At 70.2% G+C, this 26,386-nt stretch carries 21 protein-coding genes and 1 pseudogene; 6 read left to right on the forward strand and 16 right to left on the reverse strand.

Annotated features, from left to right (window positions below):
• Window positions 1–37 precede the first annotated feature (37 nt).
• Window positions 38–1,270, forward strand: coding sequence for a trans-sulfuration enzyme family protein (locus tag OG844_RS40475; protein WP_406388390.1), 1,233 nt, complete (start codon window positions 38–40; stop codon window positions 1,268–1,270).
• Here the strand turns inward: OG844_RS40475 and OG844_RS40480 are convergent.
• The 5 genes from OG844_RS40480 to OG844_RS40500 form a co-directional block, all read right to left on the reverse strand.
• Window positions 1,188–2,591: a GNAT family N-acetyltransferase gene (locus tag OG844_RS40480; RefSeq protein ID WP_406396007.1), complete on the reverse strand. Its 1,404-nt coding sequence runs from the start codon at window positions 2,589–2,591 to the stop codon at window positions 1,188–1,190. The genes OG844_RS40475 and OG844_RS40480 overlap by 83 nt on opposite strands.
• A 40-nt stretch (window positions 2,592–2,631) precedes the next feature.
• Window positions 2,632–5,388: a DUF6493 family protein gene (locus OG844_RS40485; protein ID WP_406388389.1), complete on the reverse strand. Its 2,757-nt coding sequence runs from the start codon at window positions 5,386–5,388 to the stop codon at window positions 2,632–2,634.
• Window positions 5,385–6,776 carry an SWIM zinc finger family protein gene (locus OG844_RS40490; protein ID WP_406388388.1) on the reverse strand — a complete coding sequence of 464 codons (1,392 nt, stop codon included), beginning with the start codon at window positions 6,774–6,776 and terminating at the stop codon, window positions 5,385–5,387. The genes OG844_RS40485 and OG844_RS40490 overlap by 4 nt, the downstream gene beginning before the upstream one ends.
• A gap of 73 nt (window positions 6,777–6,849) precedes the next feature.
• Window positions 6,850–8,445 carry an alkaline phosphatase D family protein gene (locus tag OG844_RS40495; RefSeq protein WP_406388387.1) on the reverse strand — a complete coding sequence of 532 codons (1,596 nt, stop codon included), beginning with the start codon at window positions 8,443–8,445 and terminating at the stop codon, window positions 6,850–6,852.
• Between the two features lie 136 nt (window positions 8,446–8,581).
• Window positions 8,582–10,039: a PLP-dependent aminotransferase family protein gene (locus tag OG844_RS40500; protein ID WP_406388386.1), complete on the reverse strand. Its 1,458-nt coding sequence runs from the start codon at window positions 10,037–10,039 to the stop codon at window positions 8,582–8,584.
• 47 nt (window positions 10,040–10,086) lie between these two features.
• Here OG844_RS40500 and OG844_RS40505 point away from each other — a divergent pair.
• Window positions 10,087–10,884: pseudogene (locus OG844_RS40505) on the forward strand (EamA family transporter); the annotation flags it as partial.
• A 168-nt stretch (window positions 10,885–11,052) separates the two neighbouring features.
• Here OG844_RS40505 and OG844_RS40510 read toward each other — a convergent pair.
• Window positions 11,053–11,883: an alpha/beta fold hydrolase gene (locus OG844_RS40510; protein ID WP_406388384.1), complete on the reverse strand. Its 831-nt coding sequence runs from the start codon at window positions 11,881–11,883 to the stop codon at window positions 11,053–11,055.
• Window positions 11,884–12,041: 158 nt separating this feature from the next.
• Here OG844_RS40510 and sigJ point away from each other — a divergent pair, with 158 nt between their 5' ends.
• Both sigJ and OG844_RS40520 read left to right on the forward strand, forming a co-directional pair.
• The gene (gene sigJ, locus OG844_RS40515) at window positions 12,042–12,926 is read left to right on the forward strand and encodes an RNA polymerase sigma factor SigJ (protein WP_406388382.1); all 885 of its coding nucleotides are present in this window, start codon (window positions 12,042–12,044) and stop codon (window positions 12,924–12,926) included.
• Between the two features lie 297 nt (window positions 12,927–13,223).
• Entirely contained in the window at window positions 13,224–13,991 is a 768-nt protein-coding gene (locus tag OG844_RS40520) for a GntR family transcriptional regulator (RefSeq protein ID WP_329213376.1), read from the forward strand.
• An 82-nt stretch (window positions 13,992–14,073) separates the two neighbouring features.
• Here the strand turns inward: OG844_RS40520 and OG844_RS40525 are convergent, their stop codons facing one another.
• From OG844_RS40525 to OG844_RS40535, 3 genes are all read right to left on the reverse strand, one after another.
• Entirely contained in the window at window positions 14,074–15,231 is a 1,158-nt protein-coding gene (locus OG844_RS40525; protein ID WP_406388380.1) for an ROK family protein, read from the reverse strand.
• Window positions 15,232–15,331: 100 nt separating this feature from the next.
• Entirely contained in the window at window positions 15,332–15,982 is a 651-nt protein-coding gene (locus OG844_RS40530; RefSeq protein ID WP_406388379.1) for a response regulator, read from the reverse strand.
• Window positions 15,983–15,986: 4 nt separating this feature from the next.
• On the reverse strand, window positions 15,987–17,159 hold the full coding sequence (locus OG844_RS40535; protein ID WP_406388378.1) for a sensor histidine kinase: 1,173 nt from the start codon (window positions 17,157–17,159) through the stop codon (window positions 15,987–15,989).
• A 108-nt stretch (window positions 17,160–17,267) separates the two neighbouring features.
• On the opposite strand from OG844_RS40535, the gene OG844_RS40540 reads away from it, so the two are divergent.
• Both OG844_RS40540 and OG844_RS40545 read left to right on the forward strand, forming a co-directional pair.
• Entirely contained in the window at window positions 17,268–18,203 is a 936-nt protein-coding gene (locus OG844_RS40540; RefSeq protein WP_406388377.1) for an ATP-binding cassette domain-containing protein, read from the forward strand.
• A gap of 5 nt (window positions 18,204–18,208) precedes the next feature.
• Complete coding sequence (locus OG844_RS40545) at window positions 18,209–18,952, forward strand: ABC transporter permease (RefSeq protein ID WP_406388376.1); 744 nt, start codon at window positions 18,209–18,211, stop codon at window positions 18,950–18,952.
• A gap of 172 nt (window positions 18,953–19,124) precedes the next feature.
• Here the strand turns inward: OG844_RS40545 and mug are convergent, their stop codons facing one another.
• The 7 genes from mug to OG844_RS40580 form a co-directional block, all read right to left on the reverse strand.
• Window positions 19,125–19,682, reverse strand: coding sequence for a G/U mismatch-specific DNA glycosylase (gene mug / locus OG844_RS40550; RefSeq protein WP_406388374.1), 558 nt, complete (start codon window positions 19,680–19,682; stop codon window positions 19,125–19,127).
• 19 nt (window positions 19,683–19,701) lie between these two features.
• Complete coding sequence (gene purB, locus OG844_RS40555; RefSeq protein ID WP_406388373.1) at window positions 19,702–21,144, reverse strand: adenylosuccinate lyase; 1,443 nt, start codon at window positions 21,142–21,144, stop codon at window positions 19,702–19,704.
• Between the two features lie 107 nt (window positions 21,145–21,251).
• Window positions 21,252–22,046 (reverse strand): SAM-dependent methyltransferase, encoded by a 795-nt coding sequence (locus OG844_RS40560; RefSeq protein ID WP_406388371.1) that lies wholly within the window; start codon window positions 22,044–22,046, stop codon window positions 21,252–21,254.
• A gap of 211 nt (window positions 22,047–22,257) precedes the next feature.
• Complete coding sequence (locus tag OG844_RS40565; protein WP_406388369.1) at window positions 22,258–23,094, reverse strand: SGNH/GDSL hydrolase family protein; 837 nt, start codon at window positions 23,092–23,094, stop codon at window positions 22,258–22,260.
• Between the two features lie 104 nt (window positions 23,095–23,198).
• Window positions 23,199–24,221, reverse strand: a complete 1,023-nt coding sequence (locus OG844_RS40570) for a hemolysin family protein (protein WP_406388367.1) — start codon at window positions 24,219–24,221, stop codon at window positions 23,199–23,201.
• Complete coding sequence (locus OG844_RS40575; protein WP_406388366.1) at window positions 24,218–25,555, reverse strand: hemolysin family protein; 1,338 nt, start codon at window positions 25,553–25,555, stop codon at window positions 24,218–24,220. Before OG844_RS40575 ends, OG844_RS40570 begins: the two co-directional genes overlap by 4 nt.
• Before the next feature lie 329 nt (window positions 25,556–25,884).
• Window positions 25,885–26,325, reverse strand: coding sequence for a GNAT family N-acetyltransferase (locus OG844_RS40580; protein WP_406388365.1), 441 nt, complete (start codon window positions 26,323–26,325; stop codon window positions 25,885–25,887).
• Window positions 26,326–26,386: the final 61 nt, after the last annotated feature.

The raw sequence follows: 26,386 nt of genomic DNA on the forward strand, positions 1-26,386 counted from the left end.
TTCGCTCGATCGGCCGCTCAGTGTTCAGAGTACTGGCATGGACACCGAAGCCTCATCGCTGACATCCCCGGCCCTCCTCCGGTCCAGGGCGCTCGCCACCGAAGCCGTGCACGCCGGACGCGACGATCTCGCCTCTCTGGGACTGCACGCCGCGCCCATCGATCTGTCCACCACCTACCCCTCGTACGACTCACGGGGTGAGGCCGAGCGGATCGATGCCTTCGCCGCCACCGGAGCCAAGCCGGACGGGCCGCCCGTCTACGCCCGGCTGGACAATCCGACGAACGCCCGCTTCGAGACGGCACTGGCCCGTCTGGAGGGGACCGAGAGCGCTGTGGCCTTCGCCAGCGGAATGGCGGCGCTCACCGCCGTGCTGCTGGCCCGCGCGAGCATGGGGCTGCGCCATGTCGTCGCCGTCCGGCCGTTGTACGGATGCAGTGACCACCTCCTCGGCGCCGGGCTGCTCGGGACCGAGGTGACCTGGACCGATCCGGCGGGCATCGCCGACGCGATCCGCCCGGACACCGGGCTGGTGATGGTCGAGACTCCGGCCAATCCCACGCTGGCCGAGATCGACATCCGGGCGGTGGCGCACTCCTGCGGTTCGGTGCCGCTGCTCGTCGACAACACCTTCGCGACCCCCGTACTCCAGCGTCCGGTCGAGCACGGTGCCCGGGTCGTGCTGCACAGCGCGACCAAGTACCTCGGTGGCCACGGCGACGTCATGGGCGGGGTCGTGGCGTGCGACGAGGAGTTCGCGGCGAAGCTCCGGCAGGTGCGGTTCGCCACCGGTGGTGTGCTGCATCCGCTGGCCGGCTATCTGCTGCTGCGCGGCCTCTCCACCCTGTCGGTGCGGGTCAGGGCCGCGTCGGCGAGCGCCGCCGAACTCACCCGACGGCTCTCCGCCGACCCCCGCATCGCGCGGGTCCACTACCCGAAGCTGGGCGGGGCGATGGTCTCGTTCGAGGTGTACGGGGATCCGCACCGCGTGATCGCGGGAGTCGGGCTCATCACGCCCGCCGTGAGTCTCGGCAGCGTCGACACCCTGATCCAGCATCCGGCCTCCATCAGCCACCGCATTGTGGATGAGGGAGACCGGCAGGCCGCGGGCGTCGGCGACCGGCTGCTGCGGATGTCCGTCGGCCTGGAGGACGTCGAGGACCTCTGGGCCGATCTGTGTCAGGCGCTCAGCGACGGGCCTGCGGTGTCTGCTCGGACTGCCCGTGCGGGGCGGCCGGCAGACCTGGTGTCGCATCCAGCCGGGCTGTGATGACGAGGGTTCCCTCTTCGATCTGGTAGTCGAGGGGCAGCGAGAGCGCACGCATGGCAGCGACCATGCCCGTGTTGTGCGCCTGGGTGACGGCGTACACGCTCTCGCAGCCCGCCTCGACGGCCATGGCCACCAGCCGGCCCAGGAGTTCGGAACCGATGCCCCTGCGCTGCCAGTCGTCCTCGACCATCAGAGCGACCTCGGTCTCGTCGCCGTCCCAGAGCAGGTGGCCGAGCGCGACCAGCCGGCCGGAAGCCGTCTGAACGGCGAGCGTGCGGCCGAAACGCGGGCTCAGCAGGTGGTCCAGATAGCGGTCGGCATCACGCACCGGGCCGTGGTAGCGCAGACCGAGGGTGTTGTCGGAGCAGCGGTCGTGCATGGCGCGGGCGGCAGCGAGATCGCCGCGGTCCGCGCGCCGCACCGTGATCTCGTTGCCCTCGGGAAGGGTGAGGACGTCCTCGCTGCGCGGTACGCGGGGCCCGAGACGGGCATCGAGCTCCACCAGGGCGCGGGCCCGGGCGAATTCGGTCGGGGTGAACGGAAGATAGGGCCGCTCGACGGTGATGACGCCGCCGGAGGGATCGCGAAGCCTCATCACGGTCTCCTCCAGCACTCCCTCCACGGGAGCACTCTCCCCGGTGGGCCGTCCGGTGATCGACAGGGCCGGCAGCGAGTGGATGGTGCAACGGCCGAGCAGCTGGCGCAGCGCGAGAGGGAGTTCCGCCGCGTCCAGAGCGGTGCGGGTCGCGAGGCCGAGGACCCTGGTGGGCGCATCCACCAGATCGTGCGCGTCGGCGCGCTCGATCCAGGTGGCGGAACCACCCGCGGCGGAGATCTCCCGGGTGAGCTGCTGAGCCGGCAGCGCCGCGGGAGCCCTCAGCAGGAACTCGTCGACGGTGCCCTCGGCCAGCGGGTGCGTCTGCAGCGTGAGAATGTCGATCCGGTGCCGGGCGAGAGCGATGCAGAGCGCGGCGAGGGTGCCGGGGGTGTCCCGCACCGTCGTCCGCATCCGCCACAGCACGGTCTCCACGTCCGCCTCCACGCCGGAGGACGTGAGCGCGCTGCCTGCGCCGCCGGTGTCCGTATCGCTGTCCGGCTGCGGCGGCGGGGCGTGGCTGTGGCGTCGTGCCCACCATGTGTGGAACGCGGCCGTGGCCGCGAGGGCCACGGCCGAGGCGACCAGCAGGTACGGGCCGTCCGGGGTGTGCCCGATCAGATTGGCGATCGCGTCGGCCACCGCAACCGCCGTGAAGAGGGCGGCCAGCTCGATCAGGTCCCGCCGCCAGTGGTGGGGGCGGCGGGCACTCTTTGCGGATGTCACATCAGTCATGTCTTCACTGTGACCGAACGGTGTTGCCTGATCACGAACGCATTGTGACTGATGGGTTACGTGTGGATCTGGCTCCTATCAACACCTTTTGGCTGTCCCCCTCGACGGCACCCCCGTCATACCCGGATCCGGACGCCGCCAGCAGCCGGGCGGCCTGCCGCACCAGCTGCGAGGAGCCCCGTCGGCCGGCCGTCGCGGCGAGGCCGGCGATCGGTTCCGAGGTCACCGGTCCGCAGCGTTCCGCGCACGCGGCAGCCACGGCCAGGACGTCGCCCAGCCCGTGGGGCGCCTTCTCGTAGGCCAGCAGGCTCGGCAGCGCTGCCGTCAGCACCGAAAGGACCGTCCGGTACGCGCCGGTGGCGGCGGCCGTACGGGCCGAGTCCGCGAGCCGGTTCGGCTTCACGAGATCGTGGTCGACGAGAACGGCGAGCTCCCGCCCGAGCAGCCCCGCGTCCAGGCGCCCCTGGGAGGCGAGGACGAGGAGGGCGTCCACCGCGGACAGGCGGTCCTCCGGACGGCGAGCCCCCAGTCCGTACGCCAGGGCGAGATGAATGGCGTCGGCGGCAGGTCCACCCGCCTCGGCGAGTCCCGGCAGGACCCACGCCCCACCGTCCGGACCGTCGTCCGCACCGTGCATGAGGGTGGGTATCAGCCAGGCCGCGAGGGCCTCGCCGTCCTCCGGGAGGGCCGCGAGCCAGTGCTCCGAGCGGGCGGCGTCCCAGTGGTAGCAGGGACTCTGATCGGGGTGGTGCGGACGGCCCAGCCAGTGGAACGCGGGTGGGAACTCCTGCTGGATGTCGAGGCGTTCCTTCGTGGCGAGCAGCACCCGCCGGGTCCCGGTGGCGGAGCGCTGCCACCAGGTACCGGAGGTCGGACGGTCGCTGTCGGACCTGTGCCGCAGTACGGGGGCGACCGGTGTGTCCGTCCGCAACCACGAGGCGAGCCGGTCGCCCTCCGTCGTGCCGAGCAGGGCGGCGTCGGCCGCTGCCCGCAGGCTGCCGGTCCTTCGCACGCGAAGCAGCGCCTGCGCGAAGTCGGCGGGCCCCGGCGGGACGCCGAGCCGACGGTAGGCACGCAGCCGCTCCACGAGCTCGTCGGGGTCCAGCGAACCGGTGTGCCAGGTCGGCGTGGCCAGCAGGAAAGGCACCCGCCCCGTCGTCGCGAAGTCGGCCGCCTCCCAGAGCCTCGCGTGCATCACCCTGTCCAGCGCGGCGTGCGGGCAGGTGCCGGCTGCCGTCCAACGGTTGCGTCCGTCGTGGAGGGACCGGAACGAGATCCGGCCGAGCAGCGCTGCCGCGACAAGATCGAGACCGCCTGGATTCCTGGAGAACCACCGGTCCACCTGCTCCTGCCGAAGGTCATCGAGCCACCATTGTCCGGCCATCGCCTCGCGCAGTGCCTCCGTCAGCGCCGTACGGTCGGTCCGGGCGTGACGGATCAGCCCGTCGAGGGCTCGCTCGAACGAACTGACCTCCCGAGAACCGGAGTTGATCAGGGCGGCGACCTCTTCGACGAGCTCGGCCACCGTCTCCGGGGCGGGTCCGACGAGGCGCGCGGCGGGTGCCGGAGGCAGAGTCTCCTCGTAAGCCTCCTCGGCGGTCCCCTCGTCCAGCAGGTCCCCGAACACCTCACGGGCGGCGGCCCGGTGCATCGGTCCCAGCTGCGCCGCGGCAACGGCGAGATCCTCACGGGCGGTGTCACCGGCCGAACGGAGATGACGTGCCGTCAGCTTGAGGGCCCGCTCCTGGATGTCCATGTCCTCGTGCCCGAAAGCCTCGGCGACGACCGGAAGCAGTTCATCGGCGGTGGACGCGTCCCGGCGCAGCACCTTGCCGATCAGTGTCAACTGGGTCCGCACCAGCTTCTTCTCCGTGCGGAACAGCACCGGGCCCGAGACTTCTGCGAGCACACGCGTGGTCAGTTCCCCGCGGGCGTCCAGTCGGGACAGCACCTCCTGCGCATGGCCCGCGACGATCGCGATGCCGTCCCCGGCCATCCCCGACCAGTCCGGGACACGCGCATTCTCCTCCTCCTCGGTCAGGCCGAGTGCACGCACCACGGCGAGGTAGAACCTCAGACTCCCCGGCTTCCCCCCGCGCAGCAGCCGTTTCACGGCCCCGTCGACCAGCACGGCACGGTCCAGCATCCCTTCGGCGGCCAGCGTCGCCAGGGCTGCCGGCCAATGATCACCGGAGTCGGGATCGTCGTACCAGTACAGAGCGGACGGCGGCTCGGAGCCCTCGAACAGCCTCGGCACCATGGCCGTGAGGTGCGGGTCGGCGCGCAGGACCTCGATCAGGGGGGTCCGCTTGTTGTCGTGCCACCTGCTGGAGCCGACGTACGACAGCCAGGCCTCCACGATGGTGTCGGTGACCGGCATCGGGCACTGCGCGATGCGCACCAGTTCGGCGACGAACCGGTAGTCGGCGTCCGTCGAGGCCATCGACGGACGTGCCGCCAGCCGATGGGCGAGATCGGCGAGCCAGTCCGGATCACGGTCCGCGAGGACCTTCAGGACCAAGGGGTAGGGAGTGCTCGACCAGTCGCGCAGATCCCTGCCGCCGATCCAGGCCGCGCAGGCGGCTGCGCCGGTGTGACACCCCGCGCCCGCGACCAGCAGGGTGTTCTGGACGGCTGCCCGCTGCCGCCAGTCCCAGCCCCGGGCCTCCTTGCGCAGGGACTTCAACTCGGCGAGGGCCGCCCTGCGTCCCTCGCGGTCGAGTCCGGCCACCAGTGCGGGCACATCCTGTGTGCGGCCTTCCCGTACGGCGGTGAGGAGCTCCTTCATCGCACACCGCCGGCGACCGCGGCACCGCCGGCGACCGCGGCACCGCGGCGGACCATACGGACCGCCAAGGCGTGTTTGCAGGGGCCGCGGCGTCCTCGGTAGTCCGCCCACCACTGGCAGGTACAGCTCAGCACTCCGTCCCTCTCCCGCACCTGGTAGCGGCGTTCACCGGAGGAGACGGCCGCCAGCTCACCGTCGACGACGACCGCTCCCGAACCGGCCAGCTGCCGTGCCGCGACCAGACGTGGATTGTGCCGCTCGGCCCGGCGTGCGTCGTAGGGAAGCTCCCGGTGGAAGTAGGCGGCGTTCGCGAGGTCGTACCCCACGCGCCCGGCCGTGCCCAACCGGGTGAGCGCCGCCCGGATCCGTTCCACCGTCAGCCCCGACTGCTCGGCCAGATCGGCAGGGTCGATCCTGGGCTCCCAGGCCAGCAGCACGGACACCAGTTCGGCGTCCGCCGCGGCATCGTCCGTTGCCAGCGCCTCCAGCACTCCTCCCTCACCGGAGAATCCGCGTGACGCGTCCGGCGACAGGGTCAGTGTCAGCCGCATTCCCGGCAACACCACCTCCCAGGCACTCGCCGTCGCCGTACCGTCGGCCACCGGACCGTAGATCCGCAGAGCCGTCGCATGCCGCAACACCCGCTGCAGCGCCACCAGTCGCTCCGGACCCGGCAGGCAGACCGCGCCCGCGACGGGGCGGGTCGTCGGTCGCAGGGTCTTCCCGGCGGGCACGACCCACCGGGCTCCCCGCGAGGCGTTCCCCGAGGAGCGCGGCAGCGAACGGAGGAACCGGACAGCCTCCGCCGCCGGGAGCTCGGCCCGCAGATCGAATCCGGCGGACACCACCTGGGCCTCGGCGAAACCGCGCAGCCAGCGTCCCGGCAGCGGCACCTTCTTCTCCACCACCGGCCCGTCGATGGTGGTGACCGCCATCTCGTCGGGCCCGACCCGCAGGTGCAGCGGATCGTCCGCGGTTATCCGCGACAGCGCCTCACGCAAGGGGTGGTTGACGTCCACATTCGTCGTCCCGTGCCCCGTCTCCGCCCCGTCGAGGCCTTCCTGCAGCACATCAAGACGCGCGTACACCCCGCAGCAGCCGGAGAACGACTCGAAGCGCAGCCGGTCGCCGTTGCCCGTGACCACCGGGTCGAGGGACGACGGCAGCGTCCGCTGGTAGTAGCGGGCGGACGCCACATCGGCGACGGCCAGGAGCCCCCGCGCGGCGATCCTCGGCGAAGTGAGGAACCCGGAGAAGAACCGGGGGTGCGCCTCGGCGCCGCGCGGCGTGAGACCGCCGGCGGTCTCCAGTCCGAGCAACCGCCCGGCCTGCGAGGACTCCAGGACGGACGGGCGTGAGTAGGCCAGGGCCTGAACGGTTCGGGTCATGGGAAAACCGTAGGACCCACCACTGACAACGGCCCCGGACGCGAGCCCGGGACCGGTTCCCGACGACGCCCGCTCACTGCCCCGTACGCCCGGGCTGCAGCACCTTGGTGAACAGAACCGTGCCACCCTGCGCCCGCAGCCGCACCGTCAGTTCCCCGCTCCCACCGTCGATATCGACCTCTCCGAAGTACTGCGGGGACTCCATGGGCGACACGTTCGCCCGGTCCGGAGCCCGGACGAAGACCCGCTCGGGACCGAACGTGCCGTCGAGCGCGTTGGCGGGGAAGCCGCCTGCGGCCAGCGGACCCGAGACGAACTCCCAGAAAGGCGCGAAGTCCTTGAATGCCGCACGCTCGGGTGAGTAGTGCTGGGCGCTGGTGTAGTGCACATCGGCGGTCAGCCAGAGGGTGCCCGTGATCCGCCGGTGCTTGATGTACCGCAGCAGTTCGGCGATCTGCAGCTCACGTCCCAGCGGTGCGCCGGGATCCCCCTGGGCGACCGCCTCGAAGTCGGTGGCCCCGTCGGGGACGACCAGGCCCAGCGGCATGTCCGCGGCGATCACCTTCCACACCGCGCGCGACTGCGAGAGCTCGCGCTTGAGCCAGCTCAGCTGCTCGGAGCCGAGGATGCCGGTGGTGTCGTCGGGCTGCCGCCCGGGGGAGTTGGCGTTACGGAAGGACCGCATGTCCAGGACGAACACATCGAGCAGCGGACCGTGCCGCACGACGCGGTGCATGCGCCCTTCCCGGGACGCACCGTGCGCGGAGGGGCCGTGCAGGGCCGACGCCGGGAAGTACTCGCGGAACGCCCGCATCGACCGGGCCGCCAGGAGATCGACGTTCTTCTCGGTGTAGCGCACGTCGTCGAGGATCTGACCGGGATACCAGTTGTTCCGGACCTCGTGGTCGTCCCACTGGATGACGGAGGGAACCTGTGCGTTGAACGTGCGCAGGTTGTCGTCCAGCAGGTTGTACCGGAAGTTGCCGCGGTACTCGTCGAGGGTCTCGGCGACCTTGGACTTCTCCTGGGTCGTGATGTTGCGCCAGGTCCGGCCGTCGGGCAGTGCCACGCTCGGTTCGAGCACCCCGTCCGCGTAGATGTTGTCGCCGCTGCACAGGAAGAAGTCCGGGTCGAGGCGCCGCATTTCGTCGTACACCACGTAGCCGCCGATGTCCGGATTGATGCCCCAGCCCTGGCCCGCGATGTCGCCGGACCACAGGAAGCGCACCCCCTCACGGCGCCTGGCGGGGGCGGTGCGGAAGGTTCCGTACACCGGCTTGCCCGTGCGGCGCGGGTCGTGCGGGTCCGCGAGCGTCACCCGGTAGTGCACCTGCTCGCCGGCGGGCAGACCGTACAGGGGGGTCGTGCCCGTGAAGTCCGTGCGCGCCCCCATCAGCGGACCGTGCCATCTGCGTGCCTTGCGGAATGACTCGGTGGCCGACGTCTCGACCAGCATCCGGGCCGGACGGTCCGAACGCACCCATACCAGCGCCGACGACGCCGTCACATCGCCCACCTGCACACCCCATGCCGCGCTCGGCCTGCCGGAGAGCGCGAAGGCCGGAGCGGCTGCCAGGGTGGTGGGCACTGCGGCCGCGGCCGAGGCGAGCAGCGAGCCGCGCAGCACGGTGCGACGGCCCGGGGCCGATATGCGAGGACGGTTCGACATCGGGATGCCTCCAGGGGCGACGGGGCGGACGGCCTGCCGGAACGGCTGTGCGCGCATGGCTGGTTGCCGACTCATGCCTAGTGCCTGGCGGCGGCCGGAACGCCAACCCCAGATGAACAGGCGGCCTGTTCCTTCCCTAGGACGCCGTGAGCCCGCGGGCCAGCAGACGGATCCCGTGCGCGATATCGGCCGGGGCCAGATGCGCGTAGCCGAGCACCAGACGGACCGCGGGGTCCTCGGCGTCAGCCGTCCCGTAGTCGCTCAGCGGGCGCAGGGCGATCCCGGCTGCCGCCGCCCGGACCAGGATGTCCGCCCGGGAACCGCAGCGTTCGGGCAGACGGGCGATGATGTGCAGCCCCGCGGCGATCCCGCTGACTTCGGCACCGGGAAAGTGTTCCTCCAGCGCTGCGGTCATGGCGTCCCGTCGTTCCCGGTAGGCGCGCTGGCAGCGCCGCAGGTGACGGTCGTAGCCGCCCCGGGTGACGAAGTCCGCGAGGACGGCCTGGTCGATGGCGGGATTGCCGAGGTCCATGGTGCGCTTGCGGTCGACGATCTCGTCGGTCATCGACGCGGGGGCGATCAGCCAGCCCAGCCGCAGTCCCGGCGCCAGCGACTTGCTCACCGAGCCCGTGTACACGACATGCTCCGGGTCCAGTCCCTGGAGAGCCCCGACAGGCGCCCTGTCGTAGCGGAAGTCACCGTCGTAGTCGTCCTCCATGATCACGGCCGAGGAGCTGCGGGCCCAGTCGAGGAGCCTGCTGCGGCGCTCGGCCGAGTAGGCGATCCCGGTGGGGAACTGATGCGCCGGGGTCGTCACGAGAGCGCGCACACCGGAACGCAGAAGCGGTGCCACAGCGAGACCCTCGCCGTCCAGCGGCAGCGGGACCGTCCCGAGCCCGGCCGAGGCGAACAGCGCTGCGTGCTCCGGGCTTCCCGGGTCCTCCACACCGACCTCCGCGGCGCCGCGCCCCCGCAGCACGAAGCCGAGCAGCGTCGTCGCCTGTGCCACGCCCGAACACACCACAAGCCGCTCGGGATCGGCCACCACTCCGCGACGCCGCGTCAGCAGGGCGGCCAAAGCCTCGCGCAGCTCCGGAAGACCGCGCGGGTCCGGGTAGCCGAGAGCGCTGTGCGGCAGCCGGCCGAGGACCGCGCGGTGGGCGGCGCCCCAGGCGCTCCGCGGGAAGAGGGAGAGATCGGGGGTGCCCGGGCGGAAGTCCACCCGTACGCCGGGCGCACGCGGCGCCAGATCACGCGCCCCACGGGCAGCCGGTCGCACCCCGCCGCTCACCCACGTGCCCGCGCCCCGGCCGCTGCGCAGATAACTCTCCGCCGTCAGCTGCTCGTACGCCTCCGTCACCAGACCCCGCGACACCCCGAGGTCGGCGGCGAGTTCACGGCTGGCCGGAAGCCTGGTGCCCGCCGCGAGCCGACCCGAACGCACGGCCTCGCGCAACGCCGACTGCAGCGCACGACCGCGCTGACGGGCGGGCGCGGAGACTGCGGGGATCAACAGCTCCCAAGCGGCGGAGGCGATGGGCCGCTCTTCCTGAACGCCCGGACCGGGTCGTGGATTGGTCTCCGAAGACGTCATGGAAGTGGACCTTAAACCGGACCGTGCCGGAACCTAGCGTCGGTTCCATGAACGCTACCGATCTGCGCGGCGCCCTTCTCGCTGCTTTCGCCTGCACTCTGGTCGGTGCCTCCTTCACCGCGAACAGCCTCCTGGGCGACTATCCGTACGCGGGCGGGCAGGCACTGAGGTACGGCCTCGCCGCGCTGTTACTGCTCCCGCTCCTGCGCAGCCGCGGCACGTCAGGGCTCGTCCCTCTTCGTACCCTCACCCGCCGTCAGTGGGTCCGCCTCGCGGCCCTCGCGGCCATCGGCATGGTCGGCTTCAACCTTGCGGTGCTGGTTGCCGAACGCTCGGCGGAGCCGGCCGTTCCAGGCGTGTTCGTGGGCTGCGCGCCCATCGTCGTGGGCGTCATGGTCCCTGTGCTGGAAGGCCGCCGCCCCTCCCGGACCGTCCTGTACGCGGCCGGTTTCGTCGCGGCCGGGGCGTTCACCGTCCAGGGCTGGGGCCGGACCGACCTGGCGGGCATCCTCTGCTCGATGGGCGCGCTCGTCGGTGAGGTCGGCTTCGCGGTACTGGCCGTGCCGGTGCTGCGTCCGCTGGGCCCGAAGCTGCTGTCGGCGACCGTCTGTGGCGTCGCCGCCCTGGAGTCGGCGCTGCTGGGTGTACTGCTGGACGGGGCGGGGTTCGTACGGGTGCCCGCGGTGGAGGAGGCGCTGGCCCTGCTGTGGCAGGCGGCCGTCGTCACAGTGATCGGATTCGTCTGCTGGTACAGCGGTATGCGGCGCATCGGTGCCGAGCGCGCGACGCTCTTCTCCGGGCTGATCCCGGTATCGGCCGCGCTCACCGCGCCTGTCGTCGGTGCGGGGGTGTACGGCATCGCGCAGGGTGCGGGCAGCATTCTGGTGGGCGCGGGTGTGGCCCTCGGCTCGGGCGTCCTCAGGCGCCGCCTTCCCGCGGCCGGGAAGCCGGCCGGCGCCGCGAGCGGTGCGGGCCGTTCCGGGACCGAGGCCGCGGCACTGCGCGTCGGGCGTTCAGCGGCTCGTGTCGAGGATGACGCGCGCCACGGGGGCGGGGTCGTCGTTCATCGGAACATGACCGCAGTCGGGGAGCTGTACGAGCCGGGCACCGGGGATGAGCCCCTTGGCCCGGATTCCCTGCCGGCGCAGCAGCAGACGGTCCCGGCTGCCCCAGGCGATGGTGACCGGGAGATCAGGCACATCGTCGGAGAAGGTGAGGCCCCGGCCGGCGGCAAGAGTCTGGTGGAAGCCCGTCGCCCCGCGCAGAGCGACCGTCTCCGACACGACGGCATCGGGTGAACGGCGGCCGGGCCGTGCGTAGATGGTGCTGGTCAGCGCCGCACGGCCGGCCGAACTCCGCGAGAGCCGCTCGATCACGGGCATCGGCATCGTCAGCGCGCCGCGTCGCATGGTGCGCAGCACCCCGAACGCGTAGCGTCGCTCGCCCTCCGTCCAGAACCCGGCCGGGGACAGGGCCGTCACCGAGGAGACGAGCTTCTCGCGGCCCAGCTCCAGAGCCAGGAGCCCTCCGAGGGAGTTGCCCGCGACATGGGGACGCTCCACCCCGATTGCCTCGCAGAACGCGGCGAGCACCGGGACCACGGTCCCCAGGTCGTAAGGGAGGCCGTCCGGCAGAGCCGGTGAGTCCCCGAACCCGGGCAGGTCCACCGCTATGACGTCCCGCTCGACGGCCAGGATCCGTACGACCGGGTCCCAGGCCTGACGGTGGTGACCGATGCCGTGGAGAAGCAGCAACGGCTCGCCGGACCCGGCTCGTTCGTACGCCATGGACACGGTGTGCCGGCCGACGGCCGAATCGACTGCGAACGAGACCGTGGTGGCCATGCTGCTCCTCGGGTGATCCGGCCCCGTGCGGGCGGGGAATGAGGGGACGGACCCCTCGTCAGCAATGATTACCGCCGAGTAGCTTCCAGTTCAATAGGTGCGCCCGATTCCTGTTGTTCCTGCTGGACAGCGCCTGACGTGTCCGCTGGGATGGGGAAGTGACTGTCGATACCGTGACCGATCTCTTCGAAGAAAGCCGGCCCGTCCTCACCGGGGTGGCCTACCGCATGCTCGGCCGCATCGCCGACGCCGAGGACGTGGTGCAGGAGGCGTGGCTCCGCTGGTCGTCGGCCGGACGCGAGGACGTGCGCGAACCGAGGGCCTTCCTCGTACGCATCACCACCCGGCTGGCCATCGACCGGCTGCGTCACCTGCAGTCCAGGCGCGAGGCGTACGTGGGGCCGTGGCTGCCCGAGCCTGTCGTCACCGAGTTCGGCCCTTCCGTCCCCGACACCGCGGAGCAGGCGGTCCTCGCCGACTCCGTGTCCCTCGCCGTGCTGGTCGTCCTCGAGTCGCTCTCGCCCCTGGAGCGGGCGGTGTTCGTCCTCCGTGAGGCATTCGGGTTTCCCTACGCCGAGATCGCGGTCACCCTCGACCGGACCGAGGCAGCGGTGCGCCAGCTCGCCGGACGTGCCAAGCGGCACGTGGAGGAGCGCAAGCCGCGCTACGACGTGGATCCGGCCGTACGCCGTGATCTCACCGAGCGGTTCCTCTCGGCCGCGTCGGGTGGCGACATCGAAGAGCTGCTCGTCCTGTTGGCGCCCGATGTGCGGCTGGTCAGCGACAGCGGGGGCAAGTCGAAGGCGCCGCGGCGGATCATCGAGACCGCGGACAAGGTCAGCCGCTTCCTCTTCGCTGTCGGGAGGGACATGTCCGTGGAAATGGAGGCGCGGGTCCTGGAGCTCAACGGGGGTCCGGCCGTGGGTTTGTTCATCGACGGAAAAGTGGACACCGTCTTCCAGGTGGACGTCGAAGAGGGATTCATTCAATGCGTCTATATCATTCGTAATCCAGACAAACTTTCTGGATTGTCCGTGAGTTAAGTGCCGGCTGGCGGATAGCCGTCTGCTTTCTCTCCGCCGACCTTCCTCCGGCACCCGCGAGCCCATGAACCTCACGAGCCCCACGAGCCTCCTCGGTCGCGGGGCTCATTGCTGCGCGGGGCTCACGGCTCCGCGAACGTCCTGTGAACGCTCTGCGGCAGCAGCCCGTTTCGCTCTGTTACGGGGTGAGGATTGGTCTTGACCAAGGTGGTACGCCGTCCTAAGGTCTCCATGTTAAGACAGGGACCTTTAATAAATAACGTCGCGGAAAGACGCCGGGCGAATGCGGAGGACAGGGTGGGGACCACGCAGCTGGAATCGGTACAGGAGCCGAAGTACTGGCACCTCAAGACCGTGCTCAGTGAGGCACTCGACTCGGACTTTGCGGTAGGAGAGATCCTGCCCAACGAGCGTGACCTCGCGGCGCGTTTCGGAGTCGCCAGGGCCACGCTCCGACAGGCTCTGGAGCAGCTCGAACTCGAAGGAAGACTGCAGCGACGCCGGGGCGTCGGCACGACCGTCGCTCCGCCTCGTGTCGGTGTGGCCGTCGCTGCCGCGCAGCACGACTGGGCGGGCGGGGGCTCGGACGAGGCCTGGCAGCCCGTCGAATGCACCGTCGCGACTGCTCCCGCCGCGGTTGCCGCCGTACTGGAGTGCGACGCCGAGGAACCTGTGCACGTGGTGCGCCGCATACGTGTCACCCATGGGCAGTCGGTGGCGGCGGAGCTCCTGTACGTCCCCTCGTCGTCCGTACCCGAACTCTCCGCGATCGAAGCGCCGTCCGGGCCCACCCGGGCCCGCAGCGTCCTGCGCGAGCTGCACCGACTCGGCCTCGACGGCCAGGACCGCTCGGTCGAGCTCGGATCGGCACGCGCGGACGATGCCAAGGAGCTCGACCGGCTTCCCGGTGCCCCGGTTCTCGTGGTCACGACACGCTACTTCGCCGCCTCCGGTACAGCGGCCGTATCTGTCGCCACGTACCGGGCGGACACCTGCCGTCTGACCTTCGGGGACTCGGGGGCGCTGGAAATCAGTCACGACGAGCAGGAACGGCAGGCTTCCTGACCCGAGGGCGCCGCGGTTCCTGTCCTCGGCACCCGAGGCCCGCCACTCACTCGTGTCATGCCCAACGTGCGGCCCGTCGCAGTCAGCGGCGGGCCGTCACCGTTGCCTCCACCGCGAAGAGCTGTTCCTCGACATGGTCCAGCGCGAGCCGCAGGGCGCCGGTGGCCACGGCCGCCTCGCCCAGCAGAGACAGGGCCACCCGGGGCGGCCGCAGACAGTAACGGGCCAACTCGTCCCGGAGAGGGTCGAGGACACCGTCCAGTCCGGCGGCCCAGCCGCCGATGACCACGAGCTCCGGATCCAGCGCCAGCACCAGGGCCGCGACATCATGAACCAGACGTTGGATGAACCGTTCGACAGCGGCCTGCGCTCCGTCATCGCCGTGCTTGGCCTTCGAGAAGACGGCGGCCACGGCGTGCTCGTCCAGCGGGTCCAGCGGGGTGTCGGTCGTCGAGAGGAGATGCTCAGGGGTGACATCCCGGCCCAGCAGGTGCAGCGCGCCGATCTCGCCGGCCGCCCCGCCGAATCCGCGGTGCAGCCGCCCCCCGATCAGTGAACCCGCCCCGGGGCTCAAGCCCGCGAGAACGAAGACGATGTCGTCGGACTCGGTTGCCGCACCCTTCCAGTGCTCGGCCACCGCCGCGGCATTGGCGTCGTTCTCCACCAGTACAGGACACCGGAAGGAACGCCGCAGTTTCTCGCCGAGCGCCAGGCCGGTCCAGTCCGGCAGGGCGGTGGCCAGCCGTACGGTCCCGTCGGCCTCGACAATGCCGGGGCTGCCCACCCCGACCGCGCGCAAGCTGCTCCGCGCGACTCCGGTGCGCCGCAGCACATCGGCGATCACGGCCCTGACCTGATCGATCCTGTCATCCGCGCAAGCCGTCTCGGAGACCTCGCGCGAGCCCGCGCCCACGATCCTTCCGTCCAGCCCGGACAGCAGCGCGGAGACCCGGTGGGCGCCGATCTCGACACCCAGCAAGTACCCGGCCTCGGCACGGAACCGGAACCGCCGGGCAGGCCGCCCCTGCCGCCGTGTCTCACTCTCGTCCGGCAGGGCCTCGACGACCAGACCTGCCTCGAAGAGGCCCTCGACGACTCCCTCGACGGTGGGGCGGGACAGCCCCGTGAGTCGTGTCAGGTCCGTGAGAGTGGGTGACTGGGCACCCCGCAGGGCGTGCAGCACCACCGCGGAATTGATCCGCCGGAGCAGAGACGGGTCCCCACCGGTCAGCCGGCCCACGGTGTGTCCTCCCAGGTCGCGCGCATGTCTGCCGGATCGTACTCGCTGACCCAGGCTGCGGCGACCGGCTCCGGAAGCCGGTACCGAGAGGTGACCTGAGTCAGCCTGGAGCCACGAAGCCGGACTCGTAGGCGGCGATCACCGCCTGGGTACGGTCCCTGGCGCCCAACTTCGCCAGGACCGCGCTGACATGGCTCTTCACCGTCTCCACTCCGACCGTGAGCTTCGCTGCGATCTCCGCGTTGGACAGGCCCCGTGCCATCAACCGGAGCACCGCTGCCTCGCGGTCGGTGAGAGCCGCACGGTCCATCGCCTCCCGCGCCTTGCTCGTGCCGTACTCCGCCGCGAGCCGGCGGACCGCAGCGGGGAACAGCAGCGACTCCCCCTCCGCCACCAGCCGCACCGCGTGCACGATCTCCGCGGGCCGGGCGCGCTTGAGGAGGAACCCGTCCGCACCGGCACGCAGCGCCTCGTACACGTACTCGTCGTTCTCGAAGGTCGTCACCACGAGGATCTTCGGCGGATCGGGAACCGTGCGCAGCACCAGCCGGGTCGCCTCGATCCCGTCCATCAAGGGCATACGGACGTCCATCGCCACGACATCGGGACGCAGTTGACGCACGAGGGGGATCACCGCGGCGCCATCGGCGGCCTCGCCCACCACGGTGATATCGGGCTGCGCCTCAAGGACCGCACGCAGTCCCGTGCGGACGAGGGGCTCGTCGTCGACCAGAAGTACGGTAACCGGCATCCGGTCAGCGTATGTGGTCCAGCGGGAGGCTCGCGTGCACCATCCACTCTCCTCCGAACGGGCCCGTCTTGGCCTTTCCACCCAGCAGGGAGGCTCGCTCACGTACGCCCTGCAGGCCGCTGCCACCGCCCCGCCCCTTCGGTGATCCACCGATCGGATTGGCCACTTCGAGCTCCAGCCACCCGTCCATCACCGTGAGTCTCACCCGGATGGGGACGGGGCCGGCGTGACGCAGCACGTTGGTGAGTGACTCCTGAAGAATTCGGTAGCCCTCGCGGGACACGGGGTCGGGGACCAGACCCAGCGGACCCGACACATTCGCACTGACCTTCGCTCCGGCGCCGCGAGCCGAGTCCAGCAGCCTGTCGGCCTCGAGCAACGTGGGCCGCCGGCTGACCGGGGTGCCCGATTCGCGCAACACTCGCAGCACGCGCTCCAGATCGTCCAGCGCACTGCGGCCGGTCTCCTCGATGGCGGCGAGTGCCCGGTCGGTGAACTCGGGGTCGCGCGCAGTCCGGGCTGCCCCCGCCTGCACCACCGCGACCGTCAGCGCGTGCCCGATCGAATCATGGAGCTCCCGCGCTATCCGGTTCCGCTCGAGCAACTGCTCGGTGCGCTCCTCCAAGGCGGTCATCCGCTCCACGGGTGACGGACCGAGCAACCACCGGGCAACAGCGGTGACCAGATGGCCGAGCATGACGACCAGCCCGAGCAGCACCAGCATCGGCAGGGGGGCGAGCAGCACGAACCACCAGCTCGGCTCGACACCACGGACCAGCCAGTCACCGCTCAACCGGGTCCCGAACAAGGCGCTGACGAGGTCGACCGTCGTGGCAGGCAGCCAGACAGTCGCGAAGGTGGCCGCGGCCGCAAGCAGCAGCCGTATCTCCAGCCAGGCCACGGTGCGCCAGCGGTCCGCCCATGTCGCCGCAGGCCCAATGGAGATCGCGGCGTCCGGACGGCCGCGCTCCTGCGGTGTGAGGAGCAGCTGAGCCTGTACTCCTTCGGCGAGACGCATCGCGGGAATCAGCCCCACAGGAACCGCGAGGAAGAAGGGAACCCATGGATTGGCCGGGGAAATGAACATCCACACGCTGACGACCGCGGACGGGATGAGCAGATGAAGCCATCGGCTGTAGGTGGCGGGGACTGCCAGCGGTCTGAGGAGGCGGCGCATGCTGCCATCGTGCCAGTGCCGAGCGGCCGGAGGCTCCCCCCGCGAGAGGGAGACGATCCACTCGGGCGGGGGAGGCCACGGGCCGGGGCCGGCGGCCAGTCTGGGGTCATGACCAGCATCGACGTTCACGAGCTCACGAAGGACTACGGATCCACCCGCGCCGTGGACCGCCTCACGTTCAGCGTGCGGCCGGGCCGAGTGACGGGTTTTCTCGGCCCGAACGGCGCCGGGAAGTCCACCACCATGCGACTGGTCCTCGGCCTGGACCGGGCCACGGGCGGTTCCGCCACGATCGGCGGACAGCCCTACGCCTCGCTCGGCAACCCGCTGCGCCGGGTCGGCGCACTGCTCGACGCGCAGGCGGCGCACGGCTCGCGGACCGCGCGCAATCACCTGCTGGCACTCGCCGCGAGCAACGGCATAGCAGGCAGACGGGTCGAGGAGGTGCTCGAGGAAGCCGGCCTCGGCGCGGTCGGCGGGCAGCGGATCAAGACGTTCTCGCTCGGCATGCGCCAGCGTCTCGGTATCGCCGCGGCCCTGCTCGGAGATCCCGAGGTGGTGATGCTGGACGAACCGTCCAACGGACTGGACCCGGAAGGCATCATGTGGATCCGTGAGCTGATGCGGCGGCTGGCACGCGAGGGCCGCACCGTACTCGTCTCCAGTCACTTGATGTACGAGACCTCGTCCTTCGCCGACCACCTGGTGGTCCTCGGCCGGGGCAGGCTCCTCGTCGATCTGCCGATGCAGGAGTTCCTCGACTCCCGGAGCCGGCCGCGCGTACGGCTCCGGACAACCGAATCCACGCGTCTGAGGGATGCGCTGATCCGCAAGGGATACGAGCCGGAGCAGGGAGGCGACGGCCGCTGGACGGTGGAGGGAGCCAAGGCGGAGCAAATCGGTGCCCTAGCCGCCTTCGAAGGGATCCCCATCCTTGAACTCCTTGATGAGCAGGTCACCTTGGAACAGGCGTATCTCGACCTCACCGCGGCCGAAACGGAATTCGCCGCCTCCACATCACCCAACGCACACCAGGAGGTCTGACCGCCGTGACGATGTCGGCAACTGCCGTTCTGCACTCCGAGTGGATCAAGATCAAGTCGGTGCGGTCCGTGTCCGGATCCCTGATAGCGGTCTTCGCCGCCACCCTCGCCATCACCGTGCTCACGTTCGCCACCGTCGGACAGGCCGAGGCGGACAACGCTGATACCGAGTTGGTCTTCGGCGCCTTCTACGCGCTGAACTTCGGCCAGATCGCCGCCATCAGTTTCGGTGCGACTGCCCTGTCCTCCGAGTTCCTGAACGGGGCCATGCGGATATCGCTCTCGGCCGTTCCGCGTCGAGGCCTCTTCTACGCAGCAAAGATGTCCGTGGTCGGCGGACTCGCTCTCGCCGTGGGAATGATCACCAGCTTCACCACGTTCCTCGTGGGACAGATGTTCATGGGCGACTACGCGATCGGTCTGGGAGAGCCCGGTGCACTGCGAGCGGCGTTCGGCGGGGGCGTCTACCTCACGCTGATGGCTCTGTTCGCGGCCGGACTGACAGCGCTGCTGCGCAGCGCGGTTGCCGTACTCAGTCTGCTCATCCCCTTCATCCTGATCGTCTCCTTCGTGGTCGGAGACATCGCGGGCGGGGTAGCGCAGTATCTTCCGGACCGGGCAGGGCAGGTGGTTCTCCACCAGAATCCCGAAGGAAACCTCGGGCCGTGGACGGGGCTGGCCGTCACCGCAGCATGGGCCGGTGCCGCGTTGCTCGCCGGTTGGTGGGCCGTGCGTAAGAGGGACGCCTGACCGGTGCCCGCCCGGCGGCCTCAATGGCTCAAGAGCTCAAGAGCTCAAGAGCTCAAGAGCTCAAGAGCTCAAGAGCTCAAGAGCTCAAGAGCTCAGGGGCTCAGGGGCTCCGGGGCTCAATCGCTCGGGGGCTCAATGGCTCGGGCTCTCAAGGCCTCGGAGGGTGCAGCGGTCAGGGGGTGGGGGGAGGTGTGTCCTGTCCCACGGCCGTGCGCAGGCGGGCGAATTCCTCCGCCATCGTCCTCACGGTCCAGTGGGCGTTGAGTCCACTCGGGTTGGGCAGTGCCCAGACACGGGCGCCCCCGATGGTCGGCTCCTGCGGACCGATCTGCGCACGGCGTTCACCGAAAGCCGTGCGGTAGGCGGTGACGCCGACGACAGCGAGCCACGAAGGCCCGAGCTGTTCCACCTTCGCCGACAGAAGTTCGCCTCCTTCGCGGAATTCCGCGGTGCTCAGCTCGTCCGCACGTGCCGTGGCACGGGCAACCACGTTGGTGATGCCGAGCCCATGGGTGAGCAGCTCGTTCTGTTCCGACGGTTTCAGTTGCCTCGGAGTGAAGCCCGACAGATGCAGAACCGGCCAGAACCGATTGCCGGGGTGGGCGAAATGGTGTCCGGTCGCCCCGGTCATGAGGCTCGGGTTGATGCCGCAGAACAGCACACGCAGACCGCCCGCGACCACATCGGGGACGATGCGGTCGCGGGCGGCCAGGAGCTCTTCGGGTGTCATGCGCCGGTGGTGGGGACCATCAGAGGATGGAACCGGGCGTGTAGCCGGCCGCTTCCGGGTGCTGCTTGGTGATCTCCTCGATCCGGGCCACCAGAGCGGCAACCTGGTCGCCGGCCGCGCCGGTGAAGGACAGCTTGTCCGCCATCAGGGCGTCCAGCTGCCCGCGGTCGAGCGGGATGCGCTCGTCGGCGGCCAGCTTGTCCAGCAGCTCGTTGCGTTCGACACCCTGCTCACGCATGGCCAGCGCCGAGGCGACAGCGTTCTCCTTGATCGCCTCGTGGGCGACCTCACGGCCGACTCCTGCCCGTACCGCGCCCATCAGCACCTTGGTCGTGGCGAGGAACGGCAGGTAGCGGTCCAGCTCACGGGCCACGACCGCAGGGAACGCGCCGAACTCGTCGAGGACCGTCAGGAAGGTCTCCAGCAGCCCGTCGAACGCGAAGAACGCGTCCGGCAGTGCGACCCGGCGGACCACGGAGCAGGACACGTCGCCCTCGTTCCACTGATCGCCCGCCAGTTCGCCCGTCATCGACGCGTAGCCGCGCAGGATGACCATCAGGCCGTTGACGCGCTCGCAGGAACGGGTGTTCATCTTGTGCGGCATGGCCGAGGAGCCGACCTGACCCGGCTTGAAGCCTTCGGTCACCAGCTCGTGGCCGGCCATCAGCCGGATGGTCTTGGCGACCGACGAGGGCGCAGCGGCCAACTGGACCAGCGAGGTGACCACGTCGTAGTCGAGAGAGCGGGGGTAGACCTGGCCGACCGAGGTGAAGGCCTGCGCGAAGCCGAGGTGCCCGGCGATGCGCTGCTCCAGGTCGGCCAGCTTGTCCGCGTCGCCGCCCAGCAGGTCCAGCATGTCCTGCGCCGTTCCGACCGGGCCCTTGATGCCACGCAGCGGGTAACGGTCGAGCAGGTCCTCAAGCCGTCCGTAGGCCACGAGCAGCTCGTCCGCGGCGGTCGCGAAACGCTTGCCGAGCGTCGTCGCCTGCGCGGCGACATTGTGCGAGCGCCCCGCGATGACCAACTCGCGGTACTCGGCCGACAGCTTGCCCAGCCGGGCCAGAACCGACACCGTACGGTCGCGCATGAGCTCCAGCGAGAGCCGGATCTGCAACTGTTCGACGTTCTCGGTGAGGTCCCGGGAGGTCATGCCCTTGTGCACCTGCTCGTGGCCGGCGAGGGCGTTGAACTCCTCGATCCGGGCCTTGACGTCGTGCCGGGTCACCTTCTCGCGCTCGGCGATCGAGGCCAGGTCGACCTGGTCGATCACCCGCTCGTAGTCGGTGAGCGCTGCGTCGGGCACCTCGATCCCGAGGTCCTTCTGAGCGCGCAGCACCGCCAGCCACAGCTGACGCTCCAGCTTCACCTTCTGCTCGGGGGACCAGAGGACGGCCAGCTCCGTAGAGGCATAGCGGCCGGCCAGGACATTGGGGATGCGAGGCTTCGCAGACACAGCAGTCACGTGTCCAGATTCTACTGGCGGTTTCTGCAGGCCGACGCCGCGGGCCGGTGTGTGCTTTCCTACGAACGCGATGCCCGGCCTGCCCAAGGCCTCATGATGAGATTGCCCTACCGCTTCGCGGCCACGAATCCCCACTGGTCGACCGGCTCACCGGTGACGGGCTCCTCCGGGCGCCACAGGCTGATCGAACCGAAGCCGGGCTCGACCAGGTCCAGGCCGTCCGCGAAGGAGCGCATGATCTCCCTGGGCCGTGAGATGTAGGGCATCGCGCCACCGCTGGCGTAGTCGTCGGACGCAGCCCGGGTCTCCTCCGTCTCGATCGTGTCGCACAGCATCAGGAAGCTTCCGACGGGCAACGCGTCGAGATAGCTGCGCAGAAGGGCGGCGGCCTCGCCCCCGTCCGCGATATGCCCCAGGGTCGACAGCACCATCAGGACAACCGGCTGCTGGAGGTCCAGTGTTCTGGCGGCCTCCCGCAGTACCGTCCCGGAATCCTTCAGGTCCGCGTGCACGTAGTCCGTGGCGCCCTCGGGCCGGCTGGTCAGCAGGGCACGAGCGTGGGCCAGCACGATCGGATCGTGGTCCACGTAAACGATACGAGCGGAAGGGGCCACCGCCTGGGCCACCTCGTGCGTCGCGTTCGCTGTCGGCAGGCCGGTGCCGAGGTCGAGGAACTGCCGTATCCCCGCTTCCTGGGCAAGGTAGCGGACGGCCCGCGCCTGGAACAGGCGGGAGGCACGGGCGATGTCGATGATCTGCGGGTACGACTCCTCCATGGCCGCGCCCAGCAGGCGGTCCACCTCGTAGTTGTCCTTGCCGCCGAGCCAGTAGTTCCAGACGCGTGCCGAGTGCGGTGTGCCCGTGTCGATCCGGTCCGTCGGCGCCGCGGTGTCGTCACTCATCGTTCATCCCTGTCCTGGTGCCCAGGGTGCCCCTGCGCGGTCGACGACCAGCCTGGCTCATCCGCCCCTTGCGTACCAGGTGCAACTGCGCCAACTCGGCTGCTGGGCGATGAAGTCGGGAAGCCAAGGCCCGCACGGGCGGACGGCACCATCGCGCACGCACGAATGGACGCCAGGGCACGCGCGGAGAGGCATCGGGGCGCGCGGGGCGTCAGTGTTCCAGCCGGCGCCACTCCGTCACAGGGCCGGGGTTCGCCGCGTCCGCAGGCGTGACGTAGAAGGCGCGCCCGAGCCCGGCGTCGAACTGCGCGCCGGCCCGTCCGTCACCGGACGAGCGTCCGGTGAGGCGCCGCCCGATCCAGGGCATCAGATGCTGCCGGGCGAACCGGACGTCATCGACGCGCCTCTTGGCCCAGCGCGCGGGCTGGGAAGCCGGCACGGGGGTCCGCCAGTCGCTCTCCGCCGGCAGCCCGAGCGTCTGCCAGACCGCCTCGGCGACCCTCCGATGCCCCTCGGGTGTCAGATGCAGACGGTCGACGTCCCACATCCGGGGATCCCCCAGGGAGGGCGCACCGTACAGATCGGCCACCACCGCGCCGTGCCGTTCCGCGAGGTCGTCGACCAGCGAGAAGAGCTCCTCCATGCGCGGACGGAAGCGTTCCATCACGGGACCGTTGCGTCCCGGGCTGCGCATCAGCACCAGTTGCTTGCACGACGGAGCGAGACGCTCCACGGCCTCCTCCAGCCGACCCCGCACCATGCCCATGTCGCACTTCGGCCGCAGGGTGTCGTTGAGCCCGCCGACGAGCGTGATCACGTCGGGCTGCAGCGCCGCCGCGACGGCAACCTGCTCGTCGACGATCTGGCTGATGAGTTTTCCGCGCACGGCGAGATTCGCGTACCGGAATCCGGGAGTGCGGGCCGCGAGCCGGGCGGCGAGGACGTCGGCCCAGCCGCGGTAGGAACCGTTGGGCAACAGGTCCGACATGCCCTCGGTGAACGAGTCGCCGAGGGCGACAAGACTGGTGTAGGAGGCATTCAATTCCATGGCCATGCGATCCTACCGTGGTGGGAACCGCGGCCGGATCCCGCCGGAAGAGGGGCGCGACCGCAGCCGCGCCCCTCGCCACTCCCTCCCACAGGACACCGAGGTCAGCGCGCCTGGGCCCTTCCCACCAGCTCCCGCAGCACGTCCTCCATCGTGACCATGCCGACCAGCCGGTCGTCGTCCTCGTCCAGCACGGCTGCCAGGTGGGTACGGCTCCGCCGCAGCGCGGTGAGGACATCGTCGAGCGGCGTATTGGCCCGTACCCGGGCGATCGGCCGCATCGCCGTCACCGGGAACGGAACGTCGCGGGGTGTGGCGTCCAGCGCGTCCTTCACGTGGAGGTACCCGAGAATCCGCTGCTCGCTGTCCATGACGGGAAAGCGGGAGAAGCCGGATTCCGACGAGAGGCGCTCCAGCTCCTCGGGCGTCGTCCCGACCCGCGTGTACAGCACCCGGTCGACCGGGAGCAGGACGTCCCGGACCGGCCGGCGGCCGAGTTCCAGGGCATGCCGCAGCCGCTCCGCCGAGCGGTCGTCGACGAGGCCCGCGTCACCGGCGTCCTTGACGAGCCGGGCCAGCTCGTCGTCGGAGAAGGTCGCGGACACCTCGTCCTTGGTCTCCACCCGCAACAGCTTCAGCAGGGCGTTGGCGAAGGCGTTGATGGTGAAGATCACCGGGCGCAGCGCCCTGGCCAGGGTCACGAGCGGCGGTCCGAGCAGCAGCGCGGTGCGGGCCGGCTCGGCCAGCGCGACGTTCTTCGGCACCATCTCGCCGAGCAGCATGTGCAGGTAGGTCGCCACCGTCAGGGCGATCACGAACGAGATCGGGTGAACCAGTCCGTGCGGCACCCCCACAGCGTCGAAGACGGGCTCCAGCAGGTGTGCGATGGCGGGCTCGGCGACGATGCCGAGCACCAGCGTGCAGAGCGTGATGCCCAGCTGCGCCGCCGCGAGGAGTGCCGAGACATGCTCGAGGCCCCAGATGACGCTGCGTGCCCGCCGGTTCCCGGCCTCGGCCTCCGGCTCGATCTGGCTGCGCCGTACGGAGATCAGTGCGAACTCCGCGCCGACGAAGAAGGCGTTCACGACCAGGGTCAGCAGCCCGATCAAGAGCTGCACGGCGATCATCGTTCGTTCTCCGTCGGATCGTCGGTACCGGGCAGCGGTGCGTGCAGCAGGGCGCGCGCGGCGCGGTGCCCCGAGGCGTCCACGACGTCGATCCGCCAGCCGGTGAGCTCGACGGTGTCGCCGACCACAGGGATGCGGCCGACCTCGGTGGCGATGAGCCCGGCGAGTGTCTCGTAGGGGCCGTCCGGGACCCGCAGCCCGATGGTCCGGAGCTGGTCCGTGCGGGCGGCACCGTCGGCCGACCACAGGGTGCGTCCGTCGGCGTCCTCACCGGCGGGTGCGAGGTCGGGCGTCTCGTGCGGGTCGTGCTCGTCACGTACCTCGCCGACGACCTCCTCGACGATGTCCTCCAGCGTCACGACGCCTGCCGTGCCGCCGTACTCGTCGATGACGACGGCCATGGCGAGTTTGCCCGACAGCCGGTCCAGCAACCGGTCCACCGTGAGGGTCTCGGGCACGAGGAGCGGCTCGCGCAGCATGTCCGAGACCGGCTTGCGGGGCCGCTGCGCTGCGGGAATGGCCAGCACGTCCTTGATGTGCGCGACTCCCACGACCGAGTCCAGGCTGCCCCGGTAGACCGGGAAGCGGGAGAGACCGGTCGCCCGGGTGGCGTTCGCGACGTCCTCCGCGGTGGCCCGGACCTCGAGGGCGGTCACCTGGACGCGCGGGGTCATCACGTTCTCCGCGGTCAGCTCGGACAGGTTGAGGGTGCGCACGAACAGTTCCGCGGTGTCCGCCTCCAGGGCGCCCTCCTTCGCGGAGTGACGTGCCAGGGCCACCAGTTCCTGCGGGCTGCGCGCGGAGGCCAGCTCCTCGGTCGGTTCGAGGCCGAAGCGGCGCACCATCCGGTTGGCGGTGTTGTTGAGGTGGCTGATGAACGGACGGAAGACGGCGGTGAACACCCGCTGTGGAGTGGCGACCACCTTGGCGACGGCCAGCGGGGACGAGATCGCCCAGTTCTTCGGGACGAGCTCGCCGACCACCATCAGGACCACGGTGGACAGGGCGGTACCGAGGACGAGTGCCAGCGTGGAAGCCACGCCGGGGGAGAACCCCATGGCCTCGACCGGTCCCCGGATCAGCTTGGCGATGGACGGCTCGGCGAGCATGCCGACGACGAGGTTGGTGACGGTGATGCCGAGCTGAGCGCCGGAGAGCTGATAGGTGAGGCTGCGGACAGCCTTGAGTGCTCCCGCCGCACCTCGTTCCCCCCGCTCGACGGCCCGTTCGAGCTCGCCGCGCTCCACGGTGGTCAGGGAGAACTCCGCCGCCACGAAAGCGCCGCAGGCGAGTGAGAGCAGCACCGCCACGAGGAGCAGTAGCACTTCGGTCATCGGTTCACCTCCGTCCCATGATCGGGCAGGGGCAGGAGGTTCGCGCGATGTCGGCGGTGTCTACTACTGGGAGGCTCGCCCATGGGCGGACGCTCACACCTTTCGAAAAGTGGGACGGTTGAGGGTCCATAGTAAAGGGTCGGCAAAATGCCGGGTGCGTCGGGCGTTCCCGGAGGTTACCCATGGTCGCAACCGGTGAGGTGCTTCAGTCCTCTGCCCGCATCGGATTCGGGCATGCGCCGGAGGAAGCCCGAATCCTCAGGGGAGGTCAGAATCCGACGGAGGCAGAGGCGGAGGCAGAGGCGGAGGCAGGGCGCCCCCGCACGTGTCTACAGCGGTTTCACCCAGCGCCGCCAGTGGTCCTCGCGGTGGTATCCGGCCGCCGCCCATGTGTGGTGCGCCGTCTCGTTGGCCTCCAGGACCATGGCGTCGACCCGGCGCCCGCCCAGGGCGATGAACCGCTGTTCCGCCGCGTCCATCAGTGCGGTGGCGGCGCCCTGCCGGCGGTGGTCCGGGTGTACGGCGAGCCGGTAGGCAGAGCATCGCCAGCCGTCGAAACCGGCGATGATCGTTCCTGCGAGGACGCCGTCGCGCTCTGCGAGGAGCAGGGCTTCCGGGTCTCTCGAGATGAGCCCGGCCACCCCGTCGTAGTCGTCGCTGATGCTCGTTCCCTCTGCGGCCTCATCCCAGAACCGGAGCACGCTGCTGATGTCGGCCGGGGTCGCGCAACGGATCGCGAGGGATGCGGAACGTATATGGAGATCGCTCATGTGGCCAACCAAGCAGAGCACCGACCTGTTCTGCGAGCCATTTCCTCGCCCAGGAACGGCG

The organism is Streptomyces sp. NBC_00887 (assembly GCF_045207585.1).